This is a genomic window from Streptomyces sp. NPDC028722 (assembly GCF_040637655.1).
Lineage (GTDB): Bacteria > Actinomycetota > Actinomycetes > Streptomycetales > Streptomycetaceae > Streptomyces.
Genome location: NZ_JBEZWU010000002.1, coordinates 575,220 through 595,935 on the forward strand (window position 1 = coordinate 575,220; position 20,716 = coordinate 595,935).

A 20,716-nucleotide genomic window follows, 5' to 3' on the forward strand; every position below is an offset into this window, starting at 1 on the left:
GCACGAACCTTACGGCCCCGTACGCCTGTTCCCCGAGGCGCGTGCCGCGGCCTGCTCGGCGGCGGCCCGCACCGGGCCGCGGTGGAGGGGCCCGTGGCCGGGCAGCAGCAGGTCGCCTTCGAGCGCGGCGATCAGCTCCAGGGAGGCCACCGCCCGCGCGCGCTCGTGGTGGAAGAAGTCCGGCAGCAGCTGCGGGCCCTTGATCCGCGAGGTGGCGTGCCCGCTGACCAGGGCGTCCCCGGAGACCACGATGCCCGCCCCGGGCAGGTGGTAGACGCAGTGGCCGTCCGTGTGCCCGGGGGTGTGCACGGGGACCGGCCGGCCCGGCAGGTCGAGCGGGCCCTCGGCCGGGAACGGCTCGGGCGCGGTGACCGGGTGGTGCTCCGTGCCGCCGACGCGGACGACGTGCGCCGCCCAGGGCAGGACGCCGGGCCGCCAGGCGTTGCGGACCACGTCGGCGATGGTGGCCTGTTGCAGGAAGTCCCGCCGGGCGTGCGGGACCTCGGCGGGGTGGAGGAGGACGGGCGTGCCGTAGGTGGCGCGCAGGTGCTCGGCCGAACCCAGGTGGTCGTTGTGCGCGTGGGTGATCAGGACGGCCGTGACCGCCTCCGGTGAACTGCCCACCCGGGCGAGGGACTCCAGCAGCCCCTGCCGGTCTCCGGGGTAGCCGGTGTCGATCAGTGTGACGGCGTCGCCCTCCTTGAGGATGACCCAGTTGGTGTGGTGGCCGTGCACCAGGTAGGTGCCTTCGGCGACTTGGCGTACGTCTGCCCGCATGTTCTCCCCGAGCCCTGAGCGGCGGTCGTCGGGGACAGCCAACCAGACGGGGCGCCGCCCCGCACGGGAGGCCGGGCGCGGGGGCCGGTCCCGGCAGGTCAGTGCACGCCGTGCGGCCGGAACTGGATGCTGACGCGTGGTCCCGCGGCCCGGGTGGTCTTGGGCACGCAGTGCTCCCAGGTGCGCTGGCAGGAGCCGCCCATCACGATGAGGTCGCCGTGGCCGAGGGGCCGCCGGAGCGTGCCGCCGCCACCGCCGGCCGGGCGCAGCAGCAGGTCCCGGGGCGCGCCGACGGAGAGGATCGCCACCATGGTGTCCTGGCGGGCGCCCCGCCCGATCCGGTCCCCGTGCCAGGCCACACTGTCCCGGCCGTCGCGGTAGAAGCACAGCCCGGCGGTGGTGAAGGGCTCGCCCAGCTCCTCGGCGTAGTGCCGGGACAGGGCGGTGCGGGCCTCGTCCAGGACCGGGTGGGGGAGCGGGTCCGCCGCCCCGTAGAAGGCCAGCAGGCGCGGCACGGCCACCACGTGGTCGTACATCGCGCGGCGCTCTGCCCGCCACGGCACGTCCGCCGCCAGCCGTTCGAACAGCGTGTCGGCCCCGCTGAGCCAGCCGGGCAGGACGTCGATCCAGGCGCCGGCGCCCAGCTCGGTCCGGCGCAGCCCGTCGAGCGGGCCGAGCCGCAGCTCGTCGGTCTGGTCGAACAGGGAGCCCTGGAGGTGCGTGGCCATGGGACCAGCGTACTGCGTAATCGAAAATACGTTCCCATTCGATCATTCCGTCCGGCAGCGGCCGCCCCGGCCCCCTTTCGATACATCGGTGTATCCGATACATTCACGTATCGAACGGAGGTCCGCCGCCGATGCAGAACGACACGCCCCCACGCGTCACCCGGCGCCGGGTCCGCACCCGCGCCCGGCTGCTCGACGCCGCCTTCGAGGTGTTCGCGGCCAAGGGCTTCGGGCGGGTCTCCATCGAGGAGGTCTGCGAGGCGGCCGGGTACAGCCGGGGCGCCTTCTACTCGAACTTCGCCACCCTCGACGAGCTGTTCTTCGCCCTCTACCGGGAACGCGCCGACCTCGTCGCCTCCCAGGTGGCCGACGCGCTGGCCCAGGACGGCCCCGACCTGGACGTGCCCGCCTCCGTGGACCGGGTCACCGAGGTGCTGCTGCTCGACGTCGACTGGCTGCTGATCAAGACCGACTTCCTGGTGCACGCGGCCCGGGACCCGGTGGTCGCCCGGACCCTCCTCGACCACCGCACCCGGCTCCGGCGGGCCATCGCCGGCCGGCTCCTGCGGGCCCGTGGCCACACCGCACTCCCCGCCGTACTGGGTGACGTGGACGGCGCCGCGCACGCCGTGGTCGCCGCGTACGACGGGGTCACCACCCAGCTGCTGCTGGACCGGGACGCCGAGGCCGCCCGGGTCTGGCTCGGGCAACTCCTCACCGCGCTGCTCACGGACGGCAGCCGCAACCCCGCTTGACCCACCGGCACGGACCGGCTCCGAGCACCGCAGGGAAGGACACAGTCGTCATGGACGCGGACGTCATCGTCGTCGGAGCGGGCCTCGCCGGCCTGGTCGCGGCACACGAACTCACCAGCCGGGGCCGCCGGGTGGCCCTGGTCGACCAGGAGAACGCCGCCAACCTCGGCGGCCAGGCGTTCTGGTCCTTCGGCGGGCTCTTCCTCGTCGACTCGCCCGAGCAGCGCCGGCTCGGCATCAAGGACTCCTTCGACCTGGCCTGGAACGACTGGCGCGGCAGCGCGCGGTTCGACCGGCCGGAGGACGAGGACAGCTGGGCGGTGCGCTGGGCCCGCGCCTACGTCGAGTTCGCGGCCGGCGAGAAGCGGTCCTGGCTCCAGGGGCACGGCATCGAGCTGCTGCCCACCGTCGGCTGGGCCGAGCGCGGCGACCTCCGGGCGGACGGGCACGGCAACTCCGTACCGCGCTTCCACATCGCCTGGGGCACCGGCACCGGCGTGGTCGAGCCCTTCGTCCGCTACGCCCGGCAGGCCGCCCGGGACGGGCTGCTGACCTTCCACCACCGCCACCGGGTGGACGAGCTGGTCGTCGAGGACGGCACGGCACGCGGGGTGCGCGGCACCGTCCTGGCCCCCGACGACTCCCCACGCGGTGCCGCCTCCGGCCGCGACCGGGCCGGCGACTTCGAACTGACCGCCCAGGCCGTCGTCGTCACCACCGGCGGCATCGGCGCGAACCACGACATCATCCGCCGGTACTGGCCCGAGCGGCTCGGCACACCCCCCGCCGAGATGGTCACCGGCGTCCCGGCCTACGTCGACGGCCGCATGCTCGACATCAGTGCCGAGGCCGGCGTACGGCTCGTGAACCGCGACCGCATGTGGCACTACACCGAGGGCCTGGAGAACTGGGACCCGGTCTGGCCCGGCCACGGCATCCGCATCCTGCCCGGCCCCTCCTCCGTCTGGCTCGACGCCCTCGGCCGCCGGCTGCCCGACCCCTGCCTGCCCGGCTACGACACCCTCGGCACCCTCCGGCACCTGCGCACCACCGAGGACATCGCCGCGTACGACCACTCCTGGTTCATCCTCACCCGGAAGATCATCGAGAAGGAGTTCGCGCTCTCCGGGTCCGAGCAGAACCCCGACATCACCGCCAAGGACCGCAAGGCCGTCCTGCGCGACCGGCTGCTCGGCAAGGGCGCCCCCGGACCGGTGCGGGCCTTCCTCGACCACGGCGCCGACTTCGTCACCGCCGGGAACCTGGAGCAGCTGGTCACCCGGATGAACGCCCTCACCGGCAAGGACCTGCTGGACGCGGCCGAGGTGCGCCGCCAGATCGAGGCCCGCGACCTACAGATCACCAACCCCTACAGCAAGGACGCCCAGATCCAGGGCATCCGCAACGCCCGCCGCTACATCGGCGACCGGCTCGGCCGGGTCGCCGCCCCGCACCGCATCCTCGACCCGGCCGCCGGCCCCCTCATCGGGGTCCGGCTGCGCGTGCTGACCCGCAAGACCCTCGGCGGCATCCAGACCGACCTCGACTCCCGCGCCCTCGGCACCGACGGCACCCCGATCGGGGGCCTGTACGCGGCGGGCGAGGTGGCCGGGTTCGGCGGGGGCGGCGTCCACGGCTACAACGCCCTGGAGGGCACCTTCCTCGGCGGCTGCCTGTTCTCCGGCCGGGCCGCGGGCCGGCACGCCGCCCGCCTCACGGCCTGACCGTCAGCTCCGCAACAGGTCCAGCAGCACGTGGGCGTGGCTCTTCCCGGGGGCCTTCGACGCCGTCAGCAGCGTCACGGGGCCGCCGCGGGCCGACTCCCGGAGGCCGTCGAGCAGCGCGGCGGCCTCCGGGGCGGCCAGTTCCGCCTCGTACCGGCGGCGGAACTCCTCGTACCCGCCCTCGCCGGCGTGGTACCAGCGGCGCAGTTCGGTGGACGGGGTGAGCGCCTTGGGCCACTGGTCGACGTGCGCCGCGTCCTTGGCGAGGCCGCGCGGCCACAGCCGGTCGACCAGGACGCGCAGGCCGTCGTCCGGCTCGGGCGGTTCGTAGATCCGGCGCAGGCGCACGCTCACGCTGGGGCCCCTCTCGGGTCGCGGACGGTGCCGCGAGCCTACTGCGGCGCGCCCCGCCCACCGCGCGGCGACGCGACACGACCCGGCCGCAGGCACCACCCGGGCAAGCGCACGACTTGACCGGAACAAGGGGGAGACCGGGGCCCCGCCCCGCCTAGTCTGGCGGCCAGTCGATCACCGGCCACCCGGAGGAACGCACGTGATGCCACCGCGCAGACAGCCCGCCCGACGCCGTACCGCCGCCCTCGCCACCGTCCCCGTCGCCGTCGCCGCTCTCCTCGGCGCCGCCGGACCCGCCGCGCCGGGCACCACCGGCGCGTCCGGCGCGGGCGACCCCTACTTCCCGCTCAGCGGCAACGGCGGCTACCACGTCCGCCACTACGGCCTGACGCTCCGCTACGACACCGCCTCCCGCCGCCTGGACGCCACCGCCGTCCTCACCGCCCGCGCCACCCAGCGGCTCACCCGCTTCGACCTCGACCTGAAGGGCCTGAAGGTCACCTCCGTCACCGTCGACCGCACCACCGCGGCGTTCCGGCGCGACGGCCAGGAACTCGTCGTCACCCCCCGCCACGCCCTGCGCCGGGGCCGGGAGTTCCGCGTCGCGGTCGCCTACCACGGCACCCCGGAGCCGGTCACCGACCCCGACGGCTCGGCCGACGGCTGGATCCCCACCGACGACGGCGCGTTCGTCGCGGGCGAGCCGCAGGGCGCGATGACCTGGTTCCCGGCCGACAACCACCCCAAGGACAAGGCGTCGTACGACTTCACCATCACCGTCCCGAAGGGGCGCACCGCCGTCGCCAACGGCGTCCTGCTCGGGCAGCACACCGCCCACGGCACCACCACCTTCCGCTGGCGCGAGACCCGGCCCATGGCCGCCTACCTGGCCACCGCCACCATCGGGAAGTTCCAGGTCGAGCGGTACACCACCCGCGACGGCATCCAGGTGTACAACGCCGTCGACGCCCGGGAGGCGCGCGCCGCCGCACCCGTCCTGCGCCAACTCCCCTCCGTACTGCAATGGGAGAGCACGCTGTTCGGGCCCTACCCGTTCCGGGCCGCGGGCTCGATCGTCGACCACGCCCCCGACGTCGGCTACGCCCTGGAGACCCAGACCCGGCCCGTCTACGACTCCGCACCCGACCTCCCCACCCTCGTCCACGAGAACGCTCACCAGTGGTTCGGCGACTCGGTCTCGCTGACCACCTGGAAGGACATCTGGCTCAACGAGGGCTTCGCCACCTACGCCGAGTGGCTCTACACCGAGCAGCACGGCGGCCGCAGCGCCCAGCAGGCCTTCGACGCCCTGTACGCCCGCCCCGCGAGCGACGGCCTGTGGGCCTACCCGCCCGGCGACCCCGGCAGCGGCTCCCGCATCTTCGGCACGCCCGTCTACGCCCGCGGCGCCATGGCGTTGCACGAGCTGCGCCGGGCCGTCGGCGACCGGGACTTCTTCCGCGTCCTGCGCGCCTGGGCGTCCGGGCACCGCGGTGGGCACGGGACGACGGCACAGTTCGTCAGGCTTGCCGAACGGACCTCGGGGAAGCAGCTGGAAGGGCTGTTCCGCACCTGGCTGTACGCGCCGGGCAAACCGGACAGCCCCTGAACCCTGACCAGTTCCACACATCCGGCGAGCAGGATCGGCCCATGATCCGACGCAGAACCGCCGTCGCCGCCCTCGCCTCCCCGCTGCTGCTCACCGGCTGCGGCGGCGGAGCCGAGGCGACCGAGCGCCGGGAGCCGTCCCGCCGTCCGGCGCCGGCGCCCGCCCACCCGACGTCCACGCGGCCGGCCCCCCAGGGCATATCCGGGCTCGGCCCCGGACGGTCCGCGCAGATACCCGCGCGCTGCACGCAGGCCGTCGTCGTCACCGGACGCGGCAGGAACTCCCCGGACTGCACCGTCGTCCTGCACCTGCGCACCCCCGACGGCTGGCAGGCGGGCCCCGCCTGGCCCGCCCACAACGCGCTGCACGGCTGGAGCGACCACCACATCTCCGGCGACCTGCGCTCCCCGCTGGGCGTCTACACCCTCTCCGACGCCGGCGGCCGGCTCCCGGACCCCGGCAGCAGACTCCCGTACCACCACTCCGGCGGATTCCGCTCGCCCGGCACCGGCTTCCGGGGCGAGCCGCTGGAAGGTTCCTTCGACTACGTCATCGCCGTCGACTACAACCGCAGGCCCGGCACCTCCCCCCTGGACTGGACCCGGCCCCTCGGCCCGGAACGCGGCGGCGGGGTCTGGCTGCACGTCGACCACGGCGGCCCCACCCACGGCTGCGTCAGCGTCGCCAAGGCCCACATGAAGACCCTGCTGCGCACCCTCGACCCGCACCGGCACCCGGTCGTCGCCATGGGGTACGCCGACTGGCTCGCCCACTGAGCGGCCTAGAATCCGAACTCGTGTGCGCACACGTGCTGGTCGCCGAGGACGACGAGAAACAGGCCGAACTCATCCGCCGCTCCCTGCTGGCCGAGGGACACACCGCCACCGTGGTGCACGACGGCGGGGCGGCGCTCGACGCGGCCCGCCGGCTGCGGCCCGACCTCCTCGTCCTCGACCTGATGCTGCCGGTCGTCGACGGCTTCGGCGTCTGCCGTGCGCTGCGCGGCGGCGCCGGCCCGGACATCCCCGTGGTGATGCTCACCGCCCGCTCCGCCGAGGAGGACGTCCTGCTCGGCCTCGACCTCGGCGCCGACGACTACATGACCAAGCCGTACAGCCCGCGCGAACTGATGGCCCGTATCCGCACGGTCCTCAGACGTGGCGGGCGGGGCGCCGGCGCCCGGGACGAGGACCCCGTCGTGGCGGCCGCCGGGATCAGCGTCGACCCGGTGCGGCACGAGGTGCGCTGCGACGGTGCGCCGGTGGAGTGCACACCGGCCGAGTTCCAGATCCTGCTGGCCATGGCCGGCGAGCCGGAGCGGGTGTTCACCCGGCGCCAACTGCTGCACTGCACCCGAGGCTTCGACCGGGCGTCCACCGAACGGGCCGTCGACGTCCACGTCATGAACCTCCGCCGCAAAATAGAGGCCGACCCACGCCGCCCGGCCCGCCTGCTGACCGTGTTCGGCGTCGGCTACAAACTGAGCGGCGCCCGCACGTGAGGCCCTCGTGGGGTGGGGGACGGTGTTCGTGAGGCGTCGGATCCCCTTGCGCAAGCGGCTTCTCGTGCGGCTCCTGTTCGGCTCCGCCCTGATCGCCGTGTGCTCGGTGGCCGCCACCGCCTGGCTCGCCGTGACCACCACGACGAGCGCGCTGAAGGAGGAGCAGGGCCAGGACCTGGCCGCGGACAACCGCATCCTCGCCCGGCTCAGCGGCTACGCCGCCACCCACCCGGACTGGGCGGGCGTGCGGCACACCGTCCACGAGCTGGCCGCGCGGACCGGCCGCCGGATCGCGCTCACCACCGCCGACCGCACACTCGTCGCGGACTCCGCGCCCCGCGGCACCCCGCTGCCGCCCCGGCCCGCCGCCACCGTCGACCCGCTGCGCACCGACACCTACACCGAGTCCGGCGCCCAGCTCAGCGGCATCGACCCGCGCGTGGTGGGCCCCTACCGGCTCCCGGCCGCGGAGCGGACGAAGTTGGAGGCGCTGGCCGCAGTACGCGAGCGGTGCTACCAGCGCTACGGCGTCCAGGCCACCGTCGCCCGCACGGCGAGCGGGCGGCCGGTGGTCACCGCCGGGGACGGCACCGACCCCGCCGGGTACGGGGCGACGGCGTGCGAGGACGGCCGGCTCAACACCCCCACGCCCACGGAACAGCGGGCCCTGGACACGCTGTCGGACCTCGTCAGGCCCTGCCTGCGCCAGGCCGGCCTGAAACCCGGCGGCCAGCCCCTGCCCACCTTCGACCCCGGCGGCAAGGACCCCTTCGGCAGCCGCTACCTCCTCGCCAAGGACGCCACCACGGGCAAGGGCGCCGACGCGCGGGCGGCCCGGCGCTGCGTCCTGGCCGCCCGCCGCACCCAGCTGGAGCCCTACGCCGCCCCGGCGGCCGAGCTCTTCCTCGGCATCGGCGACCAGAACCCGGCCCGCTTCGACATGTCACCGGCCAACAAGGCCAAGGTGGTGGGCGTGGCCGGGCTGGTCCTGGCCGTCACCGTCGCCGTGACCGCCGTCGTAGCCGTCCGCCTGGTACGGCCCCTGCGCGCGCTGACCCTGGCCGCGCAGCAGCCGCCCGAACTGCACGTGCGCGCAGCGGTGACCACGCGGGACGAGACCGGCATCCTCGCCGAGGCCTTCAACGGCCTGACGGAACGCCGCGAGCGGCTGGAGGCCCAGCGCCGGGCCATGGTCAGCGACATCGCCCACGAGCTGCGCAGCCCGCTCACCAACATCCGCGGCTGGCTGGAGGTCGTACGCGACGGGGTCGTGGACCCCGACCCGGCCCTGCTGGACTCCCTGCACGAGGAGGCGCTCGTCCTCCAGCGGATCATCGACGACCTCCAGGACCTCGCCGCCGCCGACGCCGGCACCCTGCGCCTGCACCGCGAGCCGCTGCGCGCCGGTGACCTGCTCGACCAGGTCACCGCCGCGCACCGGGTCGCCGCCGGCACCGCCGGGGTCGTGCTGCGCGCCGACGCCGACGGCGCGGCCTGGCTGGACGCCGACCCGGTACGGATGCGGCAGGCGCTGGGGAACCTGGTCTCCAACGCGCTGCGGCACACCCCCGCCGGCGGCTCCGTCACGCTGGCCGCCCGCCGTGACGGCGACGACGTCGTCCTCACCGTCTCCGACACCGGCCACGGCATTCCGCCCGAGGACCTGCCGCGCGTCTTCGACCGGTTCTGGCGTGCCGAGAGGTCCCGCAGCCGACGCACCGGCGGCAGCGGCCTCGGCCTGCCGATCGTCCGCCACCTGCTCGCCGCGCACGGCGGTACGGCCGAGGCCGCGAGCGAGCCCGGCGCGGGCGCGGTGTTCACCCTGCGGCTGCCCGGCGCGCCGCCGCCCGCCGACGCGGCCTGACTGCCTCGACGCCCCGATCCGGTTCCCGGCGCGCGCCAGGGGTACTCCGGTCGCGCACCGCGCAGCCGAGGGAGGTCATGCCATGAGCACAGCGGACGACCTGCCGGTCCTGTCCACGCTCGACGAGGTGGCCCGCCTGGTGGAACAGTGCCGGGGCCTGTACGTGCGCTGGTCCAGGGGGCCCGCCACGGACCTCGACCGCGTCTCCAGCACCGACGAGCTGACCGGCGTCCCCATGCCCGGGCTGTCCGCCAACCCGCTCGACGTGGAGTCCTGGTGGGAGGACCGGTCCCGGGAGCTGTGGGTGGCGCGCCGCCTGTACGACTACGCGCACCTGCCGCACGAGAAGGGCCCCGGCGTCCGTCCCTGGGTCCTCACGGGCCGGGAGACGGGCCGGGGCCCTGACAACGAACCGCTCGTGGCCGATGTCGAGCCGCTGTGCTGGATCGCGGGCGGCGTGATCGTCGCGGCGAGGGACGAGGTGGCCCGGCAGGAGCGGGAGTGGGGCACCCTGCGCCGCGGGAGCCGCTGACCGGGCCGCGGGGGCCGCTGGGCCCCCGCCGTCGCCGTCGCCGCCGGTCACCCGGAGCGGGGCCGGGAGCGGGCGCGGCGCCGCAGCGCCCGGCGTTCCAGCTCCGTCGTCCCACCCCAGATGCCGATGCTCTGGTCCGTGTCCAGTGCCCAGCCGAGGCACTGCTGCCGGACCGGGCAGTGCCCGCACACCGCCTTGGCCTGCTGGGTCTGCACCTGTGCCGGACCGGTGGTGCCGATCGGGAAGAACAGGTCGGGGTCCTCTTGACGGCACGCGGCATGGTCGCGCCAGTTGTCCATCGGAATCTCCTGGATCGGGTCGAAGTCGTCCGTGCCTGCCGAAAGTGTGCTGGGGTGCGGGTGACCGGTCGCGACGGGGTGAAACGGCACAACCGGAGGAGATCGTGCGACGAGTGCGTTCGGGTCGCCCCGGGCGGCAGGCGGGGCGGCACCGGGAGCCGTGCCCGGTCAACGGGCCCGCAGGCGGGGCGCGGCGGCCCGCCCGGCGCCCGACTGGGCGGGAAGTAGGGGGAGTTGGGGCCGGCATACGGGGCGCTCGGGCGGCTGCCTCCCCACCGCCCGGACCGTGTCCGCAGCGCCACGGCCCCCCGCCCGACGGCCAGATGACCGATCACGGATTTCCGGCGCTCCGGTGCCTCGGTGCGCCGGGCCCCGGCGTGCCGAGCGTCTCAGCGGCGCAGCGCCTCGGCCGCGGACCCCGTCACCGCGTCGGCCAGGGCCGCCAGCGCGGGCGAGTCGAGCTTCCACTGCTGCCAGTACAGGGCGAGGTCCGTCCACTCACCGGGGGCGAGGACGGCCAGCCGCCCCTGCTCCAGCAGCGGGCCGGCCTGCGCCTCCGGGATCATGCCCCAGCCGAGCCCCGCGGCGACCGCGTCCAAGAACCCCTCGGAGGTGGGCACGAGGTGCCGGTGGGGACCGGCGGACCCGCGGCCCAGCCGGCGCACGAAGCCGTCCTGGAAGTCGTCCTTGCGGTCGAAGGCCACGACGGGTGCCCGGGCCAGCGCCTCGGCCAGGGGCCGCCCGGCCAGGTGGGCGGCGGCGAACCCGGGGGCGGCCACGGGCAGATAGCGCATCCGGCCGAGCGGCCGGACCGTGCAGCCGGGCACCGGGTCGGGGGAGGAGGTCACCGCCGCCATCACCAGGCCCTCACGGAGCAGCGCAGCCGTGTGGTCCTCGTCCTCCCGGTGCAGTTCGTAGCAGAGGCCCGCGACCCGGGACAGCGCCGGCAGGAACCAGGTCGCCAGCGAGTCGGCGTTCACCGCGACCGACACCCGCGTCGGCTCCCCGGTGCCGTTCAGCCCGAGCTCGCTCCACGCGTCCCGCTCCAGCCGGGCCAGCTGCCGGGCGAACCGCACCAGCACCGCGCCGGACTCCGTGGGGCGCACCGGCTTGGTGCGCTGGAGCAGTACCCGGCCGGTGCGCTGCTCCAGCGCCTTGACCCGCTGGCTGACCGCCGACGGCGTCACGTGCAGCGCGGCGGCGGCCGCGTCGAAGGTGCCCTCGTCCACCACGGCCAGCAGGGTGCGCACCTGCTCCAGGGGCAGCTCGCTCATCATGACGGCTAAGGGTACGTAAGAATCTTTAGCTGTACTTGCGCCCGTGCTCTGCCTAGCGTCGACGGCATGAACCACGCCCTGACCGCCGCGGCCGCCGGATTCGGCACCGGCCTCTCCCTGATCGTCGCCATCGGTGCCCAGAACGCCTTCGTCCTGCGCCAGGGGGTGCGCCGCGACGCCGTCCTCACCGTGGTCGGCATCTGCGCCCTGTCGGACGCACTGCTCATCGCACTCGGGGTCGGCGGGGTCGGCGCGGTCGTGGTGGCCTGGCCGGGCGCCCTGCGGGCGGTGGGGATCGTCGGCGGTGCCTTCCTGCTCTGTTACGGCGCCCTGGCCGCCCGCCGGGTGCTCAAGGCCGGGACCGGGCTGCGGGCGGAGGGCGAGGCGACCGGCTCGCGGCGCCGGGCGGTGCTCACCTGCCTGGCGATGACCTGGCTGAACCCGCACGTCTATCTGGACACCGTGTTCCTGGTCGGCTCCCTCGCCGCCGACCGCGGCCCGCTGCGCTGGACGTTCGGGCTGGGAGCCGTACTCGCCAGCGTGTGCTGGTTCGCCGCCCTCGGCTTCGGGGCCCGGCTGCTCGGCCGGTTCCTGGCCCGGCCGGGCGCCTGGCGGGTGCTGGACGGCCTGGTCGCCGCCACCATGCTGATCCTGGGCGTGACCCTGATCACCGGTTCCTGAGCGAAATCCGTTCGGTCTGCGCGGGTGCCCCTGGAATAGTCGAACTGTCGAAGCGAAAAAGATGTAACGAGCAACCAGGACACCCGTGGACACCAGCGAGAGCAGCACCGGAACCGACCCCGAGGCGCCGGCGGCGCAGGCCCCGCCCCGGCCCGGCTGGCGCCGCTGGGCGATGGACACCCGCCCCCTGCGGATCCCCGCCTACCGGCGCCTGTGGTCGTCGACCATCGTCACCGCCGTCGGCAGCCAGCTCACCGCCGTCGCCGTACCCAAGCAGATCTACGACATCACCCACTCCTCCGCCTGGGTCGGCTACGCGAGCCTCGCGGGCCTCCTGCCCATGGTGGCCTTCGCGCTGTGGGGCGGGGCGGTCGCCGACACCGTGGACCGCCGCAAGCTGCTGCTGGTCACCAACACCGGCATCGCCGTGACCTCCCTGCTGTTCTGGGCGCAGGCCGTCACCGGCCTCGACTCCGTCGTGGTCCTGATGGTGCTGCTCGCGCTGCAACAGGCGTTCTTCGGGCTGAACTCCCCGGCGCGCAGCGCCTCCATCGCCCGACTGGTCCCCGCCGAGCAGCTGCCGGCCGCCAACGCGCTCGGCTCCACGGTGATGCAGACCGGGCTGGTGGCGGGCCCGTTGCTGGCCGGCGCGCTGATCCCGGTCATCGGACTGCCCGCCCTGTACCTCGTCGACGCGCTGGCCCTGTGCGTGACCGTCTGGGCCGTCTTCCGGCTGCCCGCGCTGCCGCCGCTGGGCGCAGCCGCCGCCCGCCGGGCCGGGGTGCGCGAGATAGCGGCCGGGTTCCGGTACATCGCCCGGCACAAGGTGCTGCTGCTGTCCTTCCTCGCCGACATCGTCGCGATGGTCCTCGGCATGCCCCGTGCCCTGTTCCCGCAGCTGGCCGCGCAGACGTACGGCTCGTACGGCGAGGGCCTAGCGCTCGGTGTGCTGTTCGCGGGCATCCCGGTCGGCGCCGTGCTCGGCGGGCTCTTCTCCGGTGTGTTCTCGCGGGCCCGCCGGCACGGCTGGATGGTCATCGGCGCGGTCGTCGGCTGGGGCGTGGCCATCGCCGGGTTCGGGCTGAGCGGAAACCTGTGGGTGGCCATGGCCTTCCTCGCCGTGGCCGGGGTCGCCGACATGGTCTCGATGGTGTTCCGCGGCGCCATTCTGCTGTCCGCCGCGACCGACGAGATGCGCGGGCGGATGCAGGGGGTGTTCACGGTGGTCGTGGCGGGCGGGCCGCGCCTGGCCGACGTGCTGCACGGCACGGCCGGCTCGGCGTTCGGCCCGCGGGCCGCCGTCGCGGGCGGCGGCGCGCTGGTCGTCGTCGTGATGCTCGCGCTGGCGGCCGCGGTCCCGGCGCTGCGCCGCTACCGGATCTGACGAGGGCCTACAGCGGTCTCGGCCGGCGGATCGCGTACTGGTCCATCAGTTTTCCGCGGGTCGTCTCCAGGCGGTGGGCGAGGATCTCGGCCACCGTCCGCACCAGCGAGAGCCCGAGCAGCGGATCCTCCACGCACAGCGCGAGCACCGACGGCCCGTCGAACTCGTAGGCACGCACGTTGCTGAAGGCAACGGCGCCGAAGTCCCACTTGTACGGCGGAAACAGCCAGGACCAGCCGAGCATGTCGCCCGCGCCGAGCGTGGCCACGGTCACCCGCTGCCGGGAGGTCACCTCCTGGTCGAGGTGGACCGCACCCGAACGGACCACCCAGAACCGGTCGGCGGTGCCCCCCGCCTCGAAGATGCGGCTGTCCTCCGGGAAGGAGGCCTCCTTGGCCAGCTCCATCAGTCGCTCGCGCTGAGCCTGGGGGAGGGCGGTGAGCAGTTTGATCGCTTTGGTCATGGGCGGGGCTCCTCGCCGGCGGCGGTGGCGGTTCGGGTGAGTCGCCAAGCCCATTTCAGCCGCTGCCGCCGCGCCGGGCACCTCGAAGGGCGCGGGTCCGGGTGTTCCCGCGCCGCCGCGGGCAGCAAAAAGCCCTGGCTGGACGGGGGAGGCCAGCCAGGGCCGTATGCGGTGACGCGAGGAGGGGGGAAGGACGGTTCCGCGCCGCTCCGGCATCACGTATGTATGAATACTAAACCATCTCGGGTGCCGGTGCGCCCCCGAAACCAGGTCGGGTGACCTGCTTCACTCAGCCGGTCCGCGCGGGGTCTCCGCCGGGGTTCACGACCTCGTCCAGCACCCGCTGCACCGCCGCGAACGTCTCCGCCCGGACCGCCGCCTCGCGCGCTCCCTCCGGATCCGTGGCCGTCAGGCCCTGGGCCCGCTCCCGCCAGGACCGCTCCTCCTCGGCCGCGCAGTCCCGGCCCCGCCGGATCCGCCGCAACAACTCGTCCGCATCCACGACATCCGTCATGCCGACCGGATACCCGCGCGGCGCCCGGTGATGACAGGGCTGCCACGGGTGTTTGGGGCCGCCCGGAAGGGCTAGCCGAAAAGGGAAGGATCTGCGAAACGGTCACAAGCAGGGAGGAAAAGGATGCTCGACAAGCATCACGCCGGCCCCTCCGTCACCCTGGCGGAACCGCCACGGCGACTGCCGCGCCGGTCGGCCGACGCCCGCAGAACGGTCGAGCGTGTGGTGACCGAACGGTGCCGTGCCCGCTCCCTGCCCTGCCCGCCGCGGGCCGTGGCGGACGCGCTCCTGGTCACCTCGGAGCTCACCACCAACGCCCTGGTGCACGGCGGCGGCATCACCGGCTTCGACGTCGACGTGGACCCCGGCGGTGTCCGGGTGTCGGTGAGCGACCACAGCGACGCCTTCCCGGTGACCCGTCCGGACCATCGGGACCGCGCCCGGCCCGGCGGCCGCGGCTGGTCCCTGGTGTGCCGGCTGGCCCGGGACGTCCGGGTGGCCGCGCTGCCCCGTGGCGGCAAGCGCATCACGGCCGTCGTGCCGCTGCGCTGAAGCGGTTCTGGAAGTTCCGCTCTGCGGCGTTTGCCCGTGAGGGCGAGGGGCAGACGGAACCTCGTGCTTCGGACTGGAGGCGCGCGCCCGGCGGGTATCACGACCGCCGCCCGGGCCCGCTTCCGGCGGGCCGGCGGCTCACCCGCGGGGACCCCTGACACCACCGTTCGGGCCAGGACCCGGAACCAGTTTCCGGCGCAGTGCCCTGAAACCCCGTTCAGGAGCGATTCCGCATGCTGACCGACATGTCGACAAGCCGTCCCGGCACGGCCGCCACCACCAGCGCTCCCGCCGCGCCCGGCCGGCGGAGTCATGACGACGCCCCCGAGACCGCGGAACTCTTCGCCCGGCTGGCGGAACTGGACGACGGCCCCGAGCGTGAAGCCGTACGGGACGAACTCGTCACCGCGTGGCTGCCCATGGCCCACCGCATCGCCGGCCGGTTCCGTGACCGCGGGGAGTCCGTCGAGGACCTGCGGCAGGTGGCCGCGCTCGGCCTGGTGAAGGCGATCGACCGGTTCGACCCCTCCCGCGGAGCTTTCGAGAGCTACGCGGTGCCGACCATCACGGGCGAGGTGAAGCGGCACTTCCGCGACCGGATGTGGGCCCTCAGGGTGCCGCGCCGGGTGCAGGAGCTGCGCAACCGGGTGCGGGTGGCCCGGCGCGAACTCACCCAGAATCCCGGCAGTCCCGAACCCAGCGTCGCCGACATCGCCGCCCACACCGGACTCTCCGAGGAAGAGGTGTCCGCGGGCATGGAGGCGCTGGAGAGTTTCAGCACCCTGTCGCTGGACGCCGAACTCTCCGCCGCCGAGGACGGCTACAGCCTCGCCGACACACTCGGCGCGACGGAGAGCTCGTACGACGTCGTCGTCGACCGCGAGGCCGCCAAGGAAGGGCTGCGCCGGCTGCCCGAGCGGGAGCGGGCCATTCTGTACATGCGGTTCTTCGAGGACATGACGCAGAGCCGCATCGCCGACCGGCTCGGCATCTCCCAGATGCACGTCTCCCGGCTGATCAGCCGCAGCTGCGCCCGCGTCCGCGACGAGGTGCTCGGCAACCGCCGCCCCGGCGGCGAGCCGAGGTGAGCGCTCATCTGCCCGGCGCCGCCGGACCGCCGACGACGCCCAACGGCCGCGCCAGGCCCCAGACCGCCTCGTCCAGGCGCTGGAGATGGCGCAGCACCCGGTCGGTCACCCGGCCGTAGCGCGGGGTGCGCAGGGTGCCCGGCTCCAGCATCGACGCGATGCTGGGGCCGCTTTCCATCTCCGCGGTGGACCTCGGGTCCCGCACATGCGCGGCGATGACCTCGATGTTGTGCACGATCCGCCCGCACACCTCGCGCAGCCGGGGGTCCGCCGCGATCGAGGGGTGCGTCGGCAGCAGTTCCGCCGTGGCCGCCAGTGACCGCCCGTGGTACGCGCACGTCTCCAGCAGCGCGACCACGTACCGGGCGGTGTCCCGCCGGGCGCGCAGCGGGGTGATCGGGTGGGTCAGCGGCTGTATGGCCGCGCGCAGGTCGGCCAGCGCCTGGTCCAGCTCGCGCGCCCGCTCCACCAGGTCGCCGCCCGTCCCGCCGCTGAGCTGGTCGACGGCGCCCCGCGTGACGTCGGCGAGCCGGTCCAGTACCGCGACGAGGAGGTCGTTGGTACGGCGGTCGGTGTGGACCGGCAGCACCACGGCCGCCGCGATCACCCCGCAGGCCGCGCCGAGCGCCGTCTCCTCGATCCGCAGCACCAGCACCGCCGTGCTGTAGGTGTTCAGCAGCGTGTACAGCAGGCCCACCATGGCCGTCACGAAGAACGACATCAGCGTGTAGGACAGCGGCGCGGTGTAGAACATCGCGAAGATGAACAGCAGCACCAGCGCGAAGGCCGTCCAGGTATGGGGTCCGACCAGCGCGGCGAGCCCGATGCCGGCCACCACGCCGAGCACCGTGCCCAGCAGCCGCCGGTAGCCCTTCACCAGGATCTCGCCGGTGGAGGCCGTGTTGAGGAAGACGATCCAGCAGGTCAGCACCGCCCAGTACCAGCGCTGACTGGACAGCAGCTCGCCGCCGGTGATGGCCAGCGCGGAGCCGACGGCGACCTGGACCGCGGCCCGGGTGGTGGGCCGTTGCAGACCGGCCGGCTCCGCGTGCTCCGGCTCGGCCTCCTCGCTCACCTCGATGGCGGCGTCCTCCGCGTCCAGCTCCTCGCGGGACCGGATGGTCGCCGGGCTGTCGTCCGACTCGTCCTGCGGGCCGTCCAGGGCGAGCCGCAGGCCCAGTACGGCCCGGGCGGCCTCGCCGAGTCCGCGGAAGACGTCCTGCACGGCCGGGGAGGCCGCGGGCAGGTTCTCCTCGTCCCGGTAGCCGAGCAGCCGGTTGCGCACGTGGGCGAGCGCGGTCCCCGCGGCCTCACCGGCGGGCCGCAGCATCAGCAGCCGCAGCGCCTCCAGGTCCCGGCGCAGCGCGGCCTTCGCCTCGTCCCGCACCGGCAGCGTGCCCGAGGAGGGCAGGGGAGCGCCGGGCAGATGCAGGGTGAGGGTGTCGGTGCGCTCGGCGCTGCGCGCGGTGAGCAGCAGCAGGCCGAGCCGCTCGGCCGTGATCTCGGCGTCGGCGATCCGGCGCTGGAGCAGCCGGGCCGTCGCCGCGTCGGAGGTGCCGTCCTCGAGCCGTCCCTGGATGAGCAGGGCGGTCTCGTGCAGGCGCGCGGTGCCGGTGCGCAAATCGTCCAGGACCTTCTCGACCTCGTCGGGTCCGGCGTCCAGCAGCTCGATCTGGGTGGCGACGAGCTGGGCCAGCCGGGCGCGGAAGGCCCGCCGCAACCGGTCCAGGATGCCCGCCGGGGTCTGCGGCAGCAGCACGAACCGGGCGGTCGCACTGCACGCGAACGCCACGCAGAGGACACCGAACAGCGCGGGCAGCCTGGACACGGTCGCGTGCACGAAGAGGGAAAGGAAGTAGATCTGGAAGCCGATCAGCCCCAGGGCGGTGCCGCGGTCGCCGAACCGGCGGCCGTAGACGGCGCTGAAGATGAGGGCGACGAAGAACAGGTCGCCCGCGACGACCCGTTGGTTCAGCAGTGCGCCCAGCGCCACCGAGGCCAGGGCGACGGGCAGGCCGAGCGCGAGGGTCACGGCCTGCGGGCCGCGCTGCTTCTCCCGGACGGCGAAGGTGGCGACCATGGCGGCCATCGCGCCGGCCACCAGCTGGGGCACCGGCATCCGCAGCGCGGCGAGGACCGCGAGGGTGAGAGTGATGGCGGTGACCGTGCGCAGCCCGGCGGTCAGCCGCAGCAGCCCCGGATCCGAGGCCGCGAGCCGGTCCCACATCCGTACCCGTCCCGACCGTCCCGCTGCCCTCACGCCGCCGCGCTCTCTCCCTGCCGGAAAAATGATCTCCGACCCAGCATCGCACGCGGGGCCCGGCTACTCGCCCCCGGCCGGGGTCGCGGCCGCCGGGGCGTCGGCGCGCCCGTGCCCGGACGTGAGCCGGGCCGCTCGCGCCGGGCCCGTCACAGCCCGCTCGGTCGTGCGGGGCGCTCCGTCCGTGCGAGGTGATGTGCGGTCACCGCGGAAGACCGCCGGTCCGGTCGGGACCGACCGACGGTCCTGCGGTGATCCACGTCCGGTCAGGACTGGTTGAGCGCCCCGCCCTCCACCCGGGCACGGACCTGTTCGGGCGTCAGGTACGAGTCGGTGAACTCGAAGTCCTTCAGCCGGGCGGCCTTGCGGGCCTGGAAACCGGTGCGCACGAAGTCGTCGCCCGCGACCGCGTTCAGCAGCCAGTTGGTCATCACCCGGGTCTTGGCGACGTTGGTGCGCAGGGCCGACCAGTGGTAGCCGCGGGCCACCGCCTGCGCGGGCAACCCGCGCAGCTCGACACCCAGCGGCTTGGACACCGCGTCCTTGCCGCCGAGGTCGACGACGAGGCCGAGGTCCTTGTGCTCGTACGGCTGGAGGGGGTGGCCGTGCAGCGCCGCGATGACGTTGTCGGCGACCTTCCGGCCCTGCCGCATGGCGTGCTGCGCGGTGGGCGGGCAGACCGCGCCCTCCTGGCCCTTCGCCAGATCCGGTACGGCGGCCGAGTCGCCGAGTGCGAACACGCCGTCGTGGCCCGGCAGGCACATCTCCGCGGTGACCGCCAGCCGGCCGCGGACCGTCTCCGCGCCGAGCGTGGCCATCAGCGGGCTGGCCACCACGCCCGCCGTCCAGATCAACGTGTGCGTCGGCACGACCCGGCCGTCGGTGAAGGTGACCTCCTCCGGGCCGGCCTTGCCGATCGACACGCCCAGCGAGACCTCGATCCCGCGCCGCTTGAGGATCTCCTGCGCACTGCGGCCGAGCTTGTCGCCCAGTTCCGGCATGAGTTTGGGCGCGATGTCGATGAGGTGCCACTTGATCAGACCGGGGTCCAGGCGCGGATAGCGCTGTACGGCCGCGTGCGTGAGCCGTTGCAGACAGGCCGCCGTCTCGGTGCCGGCGTAGCCGCCGCCCACCACCACGAACTGGAGTCGCGCGGCCCGCTCGGCCGGGTCGTCGCTGGCGTCGGCGAGGTCGAGCTGCGCGATGACGTGGTCGCGGATGTAGGCGGCCTCGGCCAGCGTCTTCATCCCGAAGGCGTGCTCGGTCAGGCCCGGGATGTCGAAGGTGCGGGTCACGCTGCCCGGTGCCAGCACGATGTAGTCGTAGGATTCGTTGACGATCTTGTCAGTGATGGTGCGGACGACGCACACCTTGGCCTTCGGGTCCACCCCGATCGCACCGCCCGGAATGATCCGCGTGCGGTACTTGCTGCTGCGCCGCAGGGAGAGGGCGATCGACTGCGGCGTGAGCACGCCGGAGGCGACCTGGGGCAGCAGCGGCAGGTAGAGCTGATAGGCGAACGGCGTCACCAGCGTGACGTCGGCCTCGCCGGGGGCGAGTTTCCGCTCCAGGCGGCGGACGCACTCCACTCCGGCGAAGCCTGCGCCCACCACCAGGATCCTGGGTCGTGTCACGGTGTTCATCCCTTTCTGCGGCTCCGGGCGGTCCGACTCGACGCCGCTCGCCTGCCCCGGATCGCTGTGCACCAAGTCCGATCCCACCGTGCCTCCAGCCGTTCCGCCAGCTGGGTACGGCAGGCAGACGAACGCGTGGGGATCAACGTGCCCCCGCAGGGGGTGGAGTAACCGGTTGGCGTACACCTACACGTCGAACACCCGTCACCAGGGCAGGAACACGTGGATGTCCTTGCCGCCCTCGTGCACGACGACGCTCACCTGGGTGCACAGGGTGTGCACCAGGTGCCAGCCGATGCCGCCGCCGCCCGTACGCGGGTGGAAGGGCCGCGGCTCCGGCTTGGTCGTGTTCGTGTCGCGCACCGTCACGTGCACCCCGTCGAAGGTGCGGCGCATCCGCAGGTCGAAGGGGCCGGGCGCGTACTGGATCACGTTCGCGGCCAGCTCCGTCACGACCAGGAGGATGTCGTCCCAGTACTCGGGCGCGCCCGGCGACGCGCTCACGGCGAGCGCCCCCAGGTACTCCTCCGCCGCGAGCCGGGCCTCCGTGACGTTGCGCAGCTCGCCCGCGAAGGAGAACGTACGCTCGTAACTCTCCTCCGAGGGCGGTGTCTCGTCCCAACGCGGCTCCGTCGCCATCTCGCATTCCCCGGTCCGGGCGGAAAAGGGGCCGGCCCGGCCCCTTGCCGACCAGGACGGTCGTCGTTGCTGATCTCTGCC

Annotated in this window: 21 protein-coding genes; 11 read left to right on the forward strand and 10 right to left on the reverse strand. The window is 74.0% G+C overall.

Going from position 1 to position 20,716, the window contains the following annotated elements:
• Positions 1-9 precede the first annotated feature (9 nt).
• On the reverse strand, positions 10-777 hold the full coding sequence (locus AB0F03_RS05130) for an MBL fold metallo-hydrolase (protein ID WP_361986631.1): 768 nt from the start codon (positions 775-777) through the stop codon (positions 10-12).
• Between the two features lie 98 nt (positions 778-875).
• Positions 876-1,505, reverse strand: a complete 630-nt coding sequence (locus AB0F03_RS05135; protein WP_361986633.1) for an alpha-ketoglutarate-dependent dioxygenase AlkB — start codon at positions 1,503-1,505, stop codon at positions 876-878.
• Between the two features lie 131 nt (positions 1,506-1,636).
• Between AB0F03_RS05135 and AB0F03_RS05140 the strand changes: the two genes are divergently transcribed.
• Positions 1,637-2,260, forward strand: coding sequence for a helix-turn-helix domain-containing protein (locus AB0F03_RS05140; RefSeq protein ID WP_361986635.1), 624 nt, complete (start codon positions 1,637-1,639; stop codon positions 2,258-2,260).
• A 50-nt stretch (positions 2,261-2,310) separates the two neighbouring features.
• Entirely contained in the window at positions 2,311-3,984 is a 1,674-nt protein-coding gene (locus AB0F03_RS05145) for an FAD-binding dehydrogenase (RefSeq protein ID WP_361986637.1), read from the forward strand.
• A 3-nt stretch (positions 3,985-3,987) separates the two neighbouring features.
• Here the strand turns inward: AB0F03_RS05145 and AB0F03_RS05150 are convergent, their stop codons facing one another.
• Positions 3,988-4,338, reverse strand: a complete 351-nt coding sequence (locus AB0F03_RS05150; RefSeq protein ID WP_361986639.1) for a DUF488 family protein — start codon at positions 4,336-4,338, stop codon at positions 3,988-3,990.
• A gap of 202 nt (positions 4,339-4,540) precedes the next feature.
• Here AB0F03_RS05150 and AB0F03_RS05155 point away from each other — a divergent pair, with 202 nt between their 5' ends.
• From AB0F03_RS05155 to AB0F03_RS05175, 5 genes are all read left to right on the forward strand, one after another.
• Positions 4,541-5,947 (forward strand): M1 family metallopeptidase, encoded by a 1,407-nt coding sequence (locus AB0F03_RS05155; RefSeq protein WP_361986641.1) that lies wholly within the window; start codon positions 4,541-4,543, stop codon positions 5,945-5,947.
• A gap of 41 nt (positions 5,948-5,988) precedes the next feature.
• Entirely contained in the window at positions 5,989-6,723 is a 735-nt protein-coding gene (locus AB0F03_RS05160; RefSeq protein ID WP_361986643.1) for a L,D-transpeptidase family protein, read from the forward strand.
• Positions 6,724-6,743: 20 nt separating this feature from the next.
• On the forward strand, positions 6,744-7,448 hold the full coding sequence (locus AB0F03_RS05165) for a response regulator transcription factor (protein WP_361986644.1): 705 nt from the start codon (positions 6,744-6,746) through the stop codon (positions 7,446-7,448).
• A 28-nt stretch (positions 7,449-7,476) separates the two neighbouring features.
• Complete coding sequence (locus tag AB0F03_RS05170) at positions 7,477-9,312, forward strand: HAMP domain-containing sensor histidine kinase (RefSeq protein WP_361986646.1); 1,836 nt, start codon at positions 7,477-7,479, stop codon at positions 9,310-9,312.
• Positions 9,313-9,394: 82 nt separating this feature from the next.
• Entirely contained in the window at positions 9,395-9,844 is a 450-nt protein-coding gene (locus AB0F03_RS05175) for a DUF6098 family protein (RefSeq protein WP_361986648.1), read from the forward strand.
• A 47-nt stretch (positions 9,845-9,891) separates the two neighbouring features.
• Here AB0F03_RS05175 and AB0F03_RS05180 read toward each other — a convergent pair whose 3' ends face one another.
• Complete coding sequence (locus AB0F03_RS05180) at positions 9,892-10,143, reverse strand: WhiB family transcriptional regulator (protein ID WP_361986650.1); 252 nt, start codon at positions 10,141-10,143, stop codon at positions 9,892-9,894.
• Positions 10,144-10,532: 389 nt separating this feature from the next.
• Positions 10,533-11,420, reverse strand: a complete 888-nt coding sequence (locus AB0F03_RS05185) for a LysR family transcriptional regulator ArgP (RefSeq protein WP_361986652.1) — start codon at positions 11,418-11,420, stop codon at positions 10,533-10,535.
• A gap of 66 nt (positions 11,421-11,486) precedes the next feature.
• Between AB0F03_RS05185 and AB0F03_RS05190 the strand changes: the two genes are divergently transcribed.
• Together AB0F03_RS05190 and AB0F03_RS05195 are read left to right on the forward strand one after the other, a co-directional pair.
• On the forward strand, positions 11,487-12,101 hold the full coding sequence (locus AB0F03_RS05190; RefSeq protein WP_361986654.1) for a LysE/ArgO family amino acid transporter: 615 nt from the start codon (positions 11,487-11,489) through the stop codon (positions 12,099-12,101).
• A gap of 85 nt (positions 12,102-12,186) precedes the next feature.
• Positions 12,187-13,485 (forward strand): MFS transporter, encoded by a 1,299-nt coding sequence (locus AB0F03_RS05195; protein WP_361986656.1) that lies wholly within the window; start codon positions 12,187-12,189, stop codon positions 13,483-13,485.
• A 7-nt stretch (positions 13,486-13,492) separates the two neighbouring features.
• Here the strand turns inward: AB0F03_RS05195 and AB0F03_RS05200 are convergent, their stop codons facing one another.
• Both AB0F03_RS05200 and AB0F03_RS05205 read right to left on the reverse strand, forming a co-directional pair.
• Complete coding sequence (locus AB0F03_RS05200) at positions 13,493-13,948, reverse strand: cyclic nucleotide-binding domain-containing protein (RefSeq protein WP_361986658.1); 456 nt, start codon at positions 13,946-13,948, stop codon at positions 13,493-13,495.
• Between the two features lie 289 nt (positions 13,949-14,237).
• Positions 14,238-14,462: a hypothetical protein gene (locus AB0F03_RS05205; RefSeq protein WP_361986660.1), complete on the reverse strand. Its 225-nt coding sequence runs from the start codon at positions 14,460-14,462 to the stop codon at positions 14,238-14,240.
• Positions 14,463-14,585: 123 nt separating this feature from the next.
• Here AB0F03_RS05205 and AB0F03_RS05210 point away from each other — a divergent pair, with 123 nt between their 5' ends.
• Both AB0F03_RS05210 and AB0F03_RS05215 read left to right on the forward strand, forming a co-directional pair.
• Complete coding sequence (locus tag AB0F03_RS05210; RefSeq protein ID WP_361986662.1) at positions 14,586-15,014, forward strand: ATP-binding protein; 429 nt, start codon at positions 14,586-14,588, stop codon at positions 15,012-15,014.
• Positions 15,015-15,247: 233 nt separating this feature from the next.
• Positions 15,248-16,102, forward strand: a complete 855-nt coding sequence (locus AB0F03_RS05215) for a SigB/SigF/SigG family RNA polymerase sigma factor (protein ID WP_361986664.1) — start codon at positions 15,248-15,250, stop codon at positions 16,100-16,102.
• A gap of 4 nt (positions 16,103-16,106) precedes the next feature.
• Here AB0F03_RS05215 and AB0F03_RS05220 read toward each other — a convergent pair whose 3' ends face one another.
• From AB0F03_RS05220 to AB0F03_RS05230, 3 genes are all read right to left on the reverse strand, one after another.
• Positions 16,107-18,329, reverse strand: a complete 2,223-nt coding sequence (locus tag AB0F03_RS05220; protein ID WP_361986729.1) for an FUSC family protein — start codon at positions 18,327-18,329, stop codon at positions 16,107-16,109.
• A gap of 299 nt (positions 18,330-18,628) precedes the next feature.
• Complete coding sequence (locus tag AB0F03_RS05225) at positions 18,629-20,005, reverse strand: NAD(P)/FAD-dependent oxidoreductase (RefSeq protein ID WP_361986731.1); 1,377 nt, start codon at positions 20,003-20,005, stop codon at positions 18,629-18,631.
• 195 nt (positions 20,006-20,200) lie between these two features.
• On the reverse strand, positions 20,201-20,635 hold the full coding sequence (locus tag AB0F03_RS05230; RefSeq protein WP_361986666.1) for an ATP-binding protein: 435 nt from the start codon (positions 20,633-20,635) through the stop codon (positions 20,201-20,203).
• Positions 20,636-20,716 lie beyond the last annotated feature (81 nt).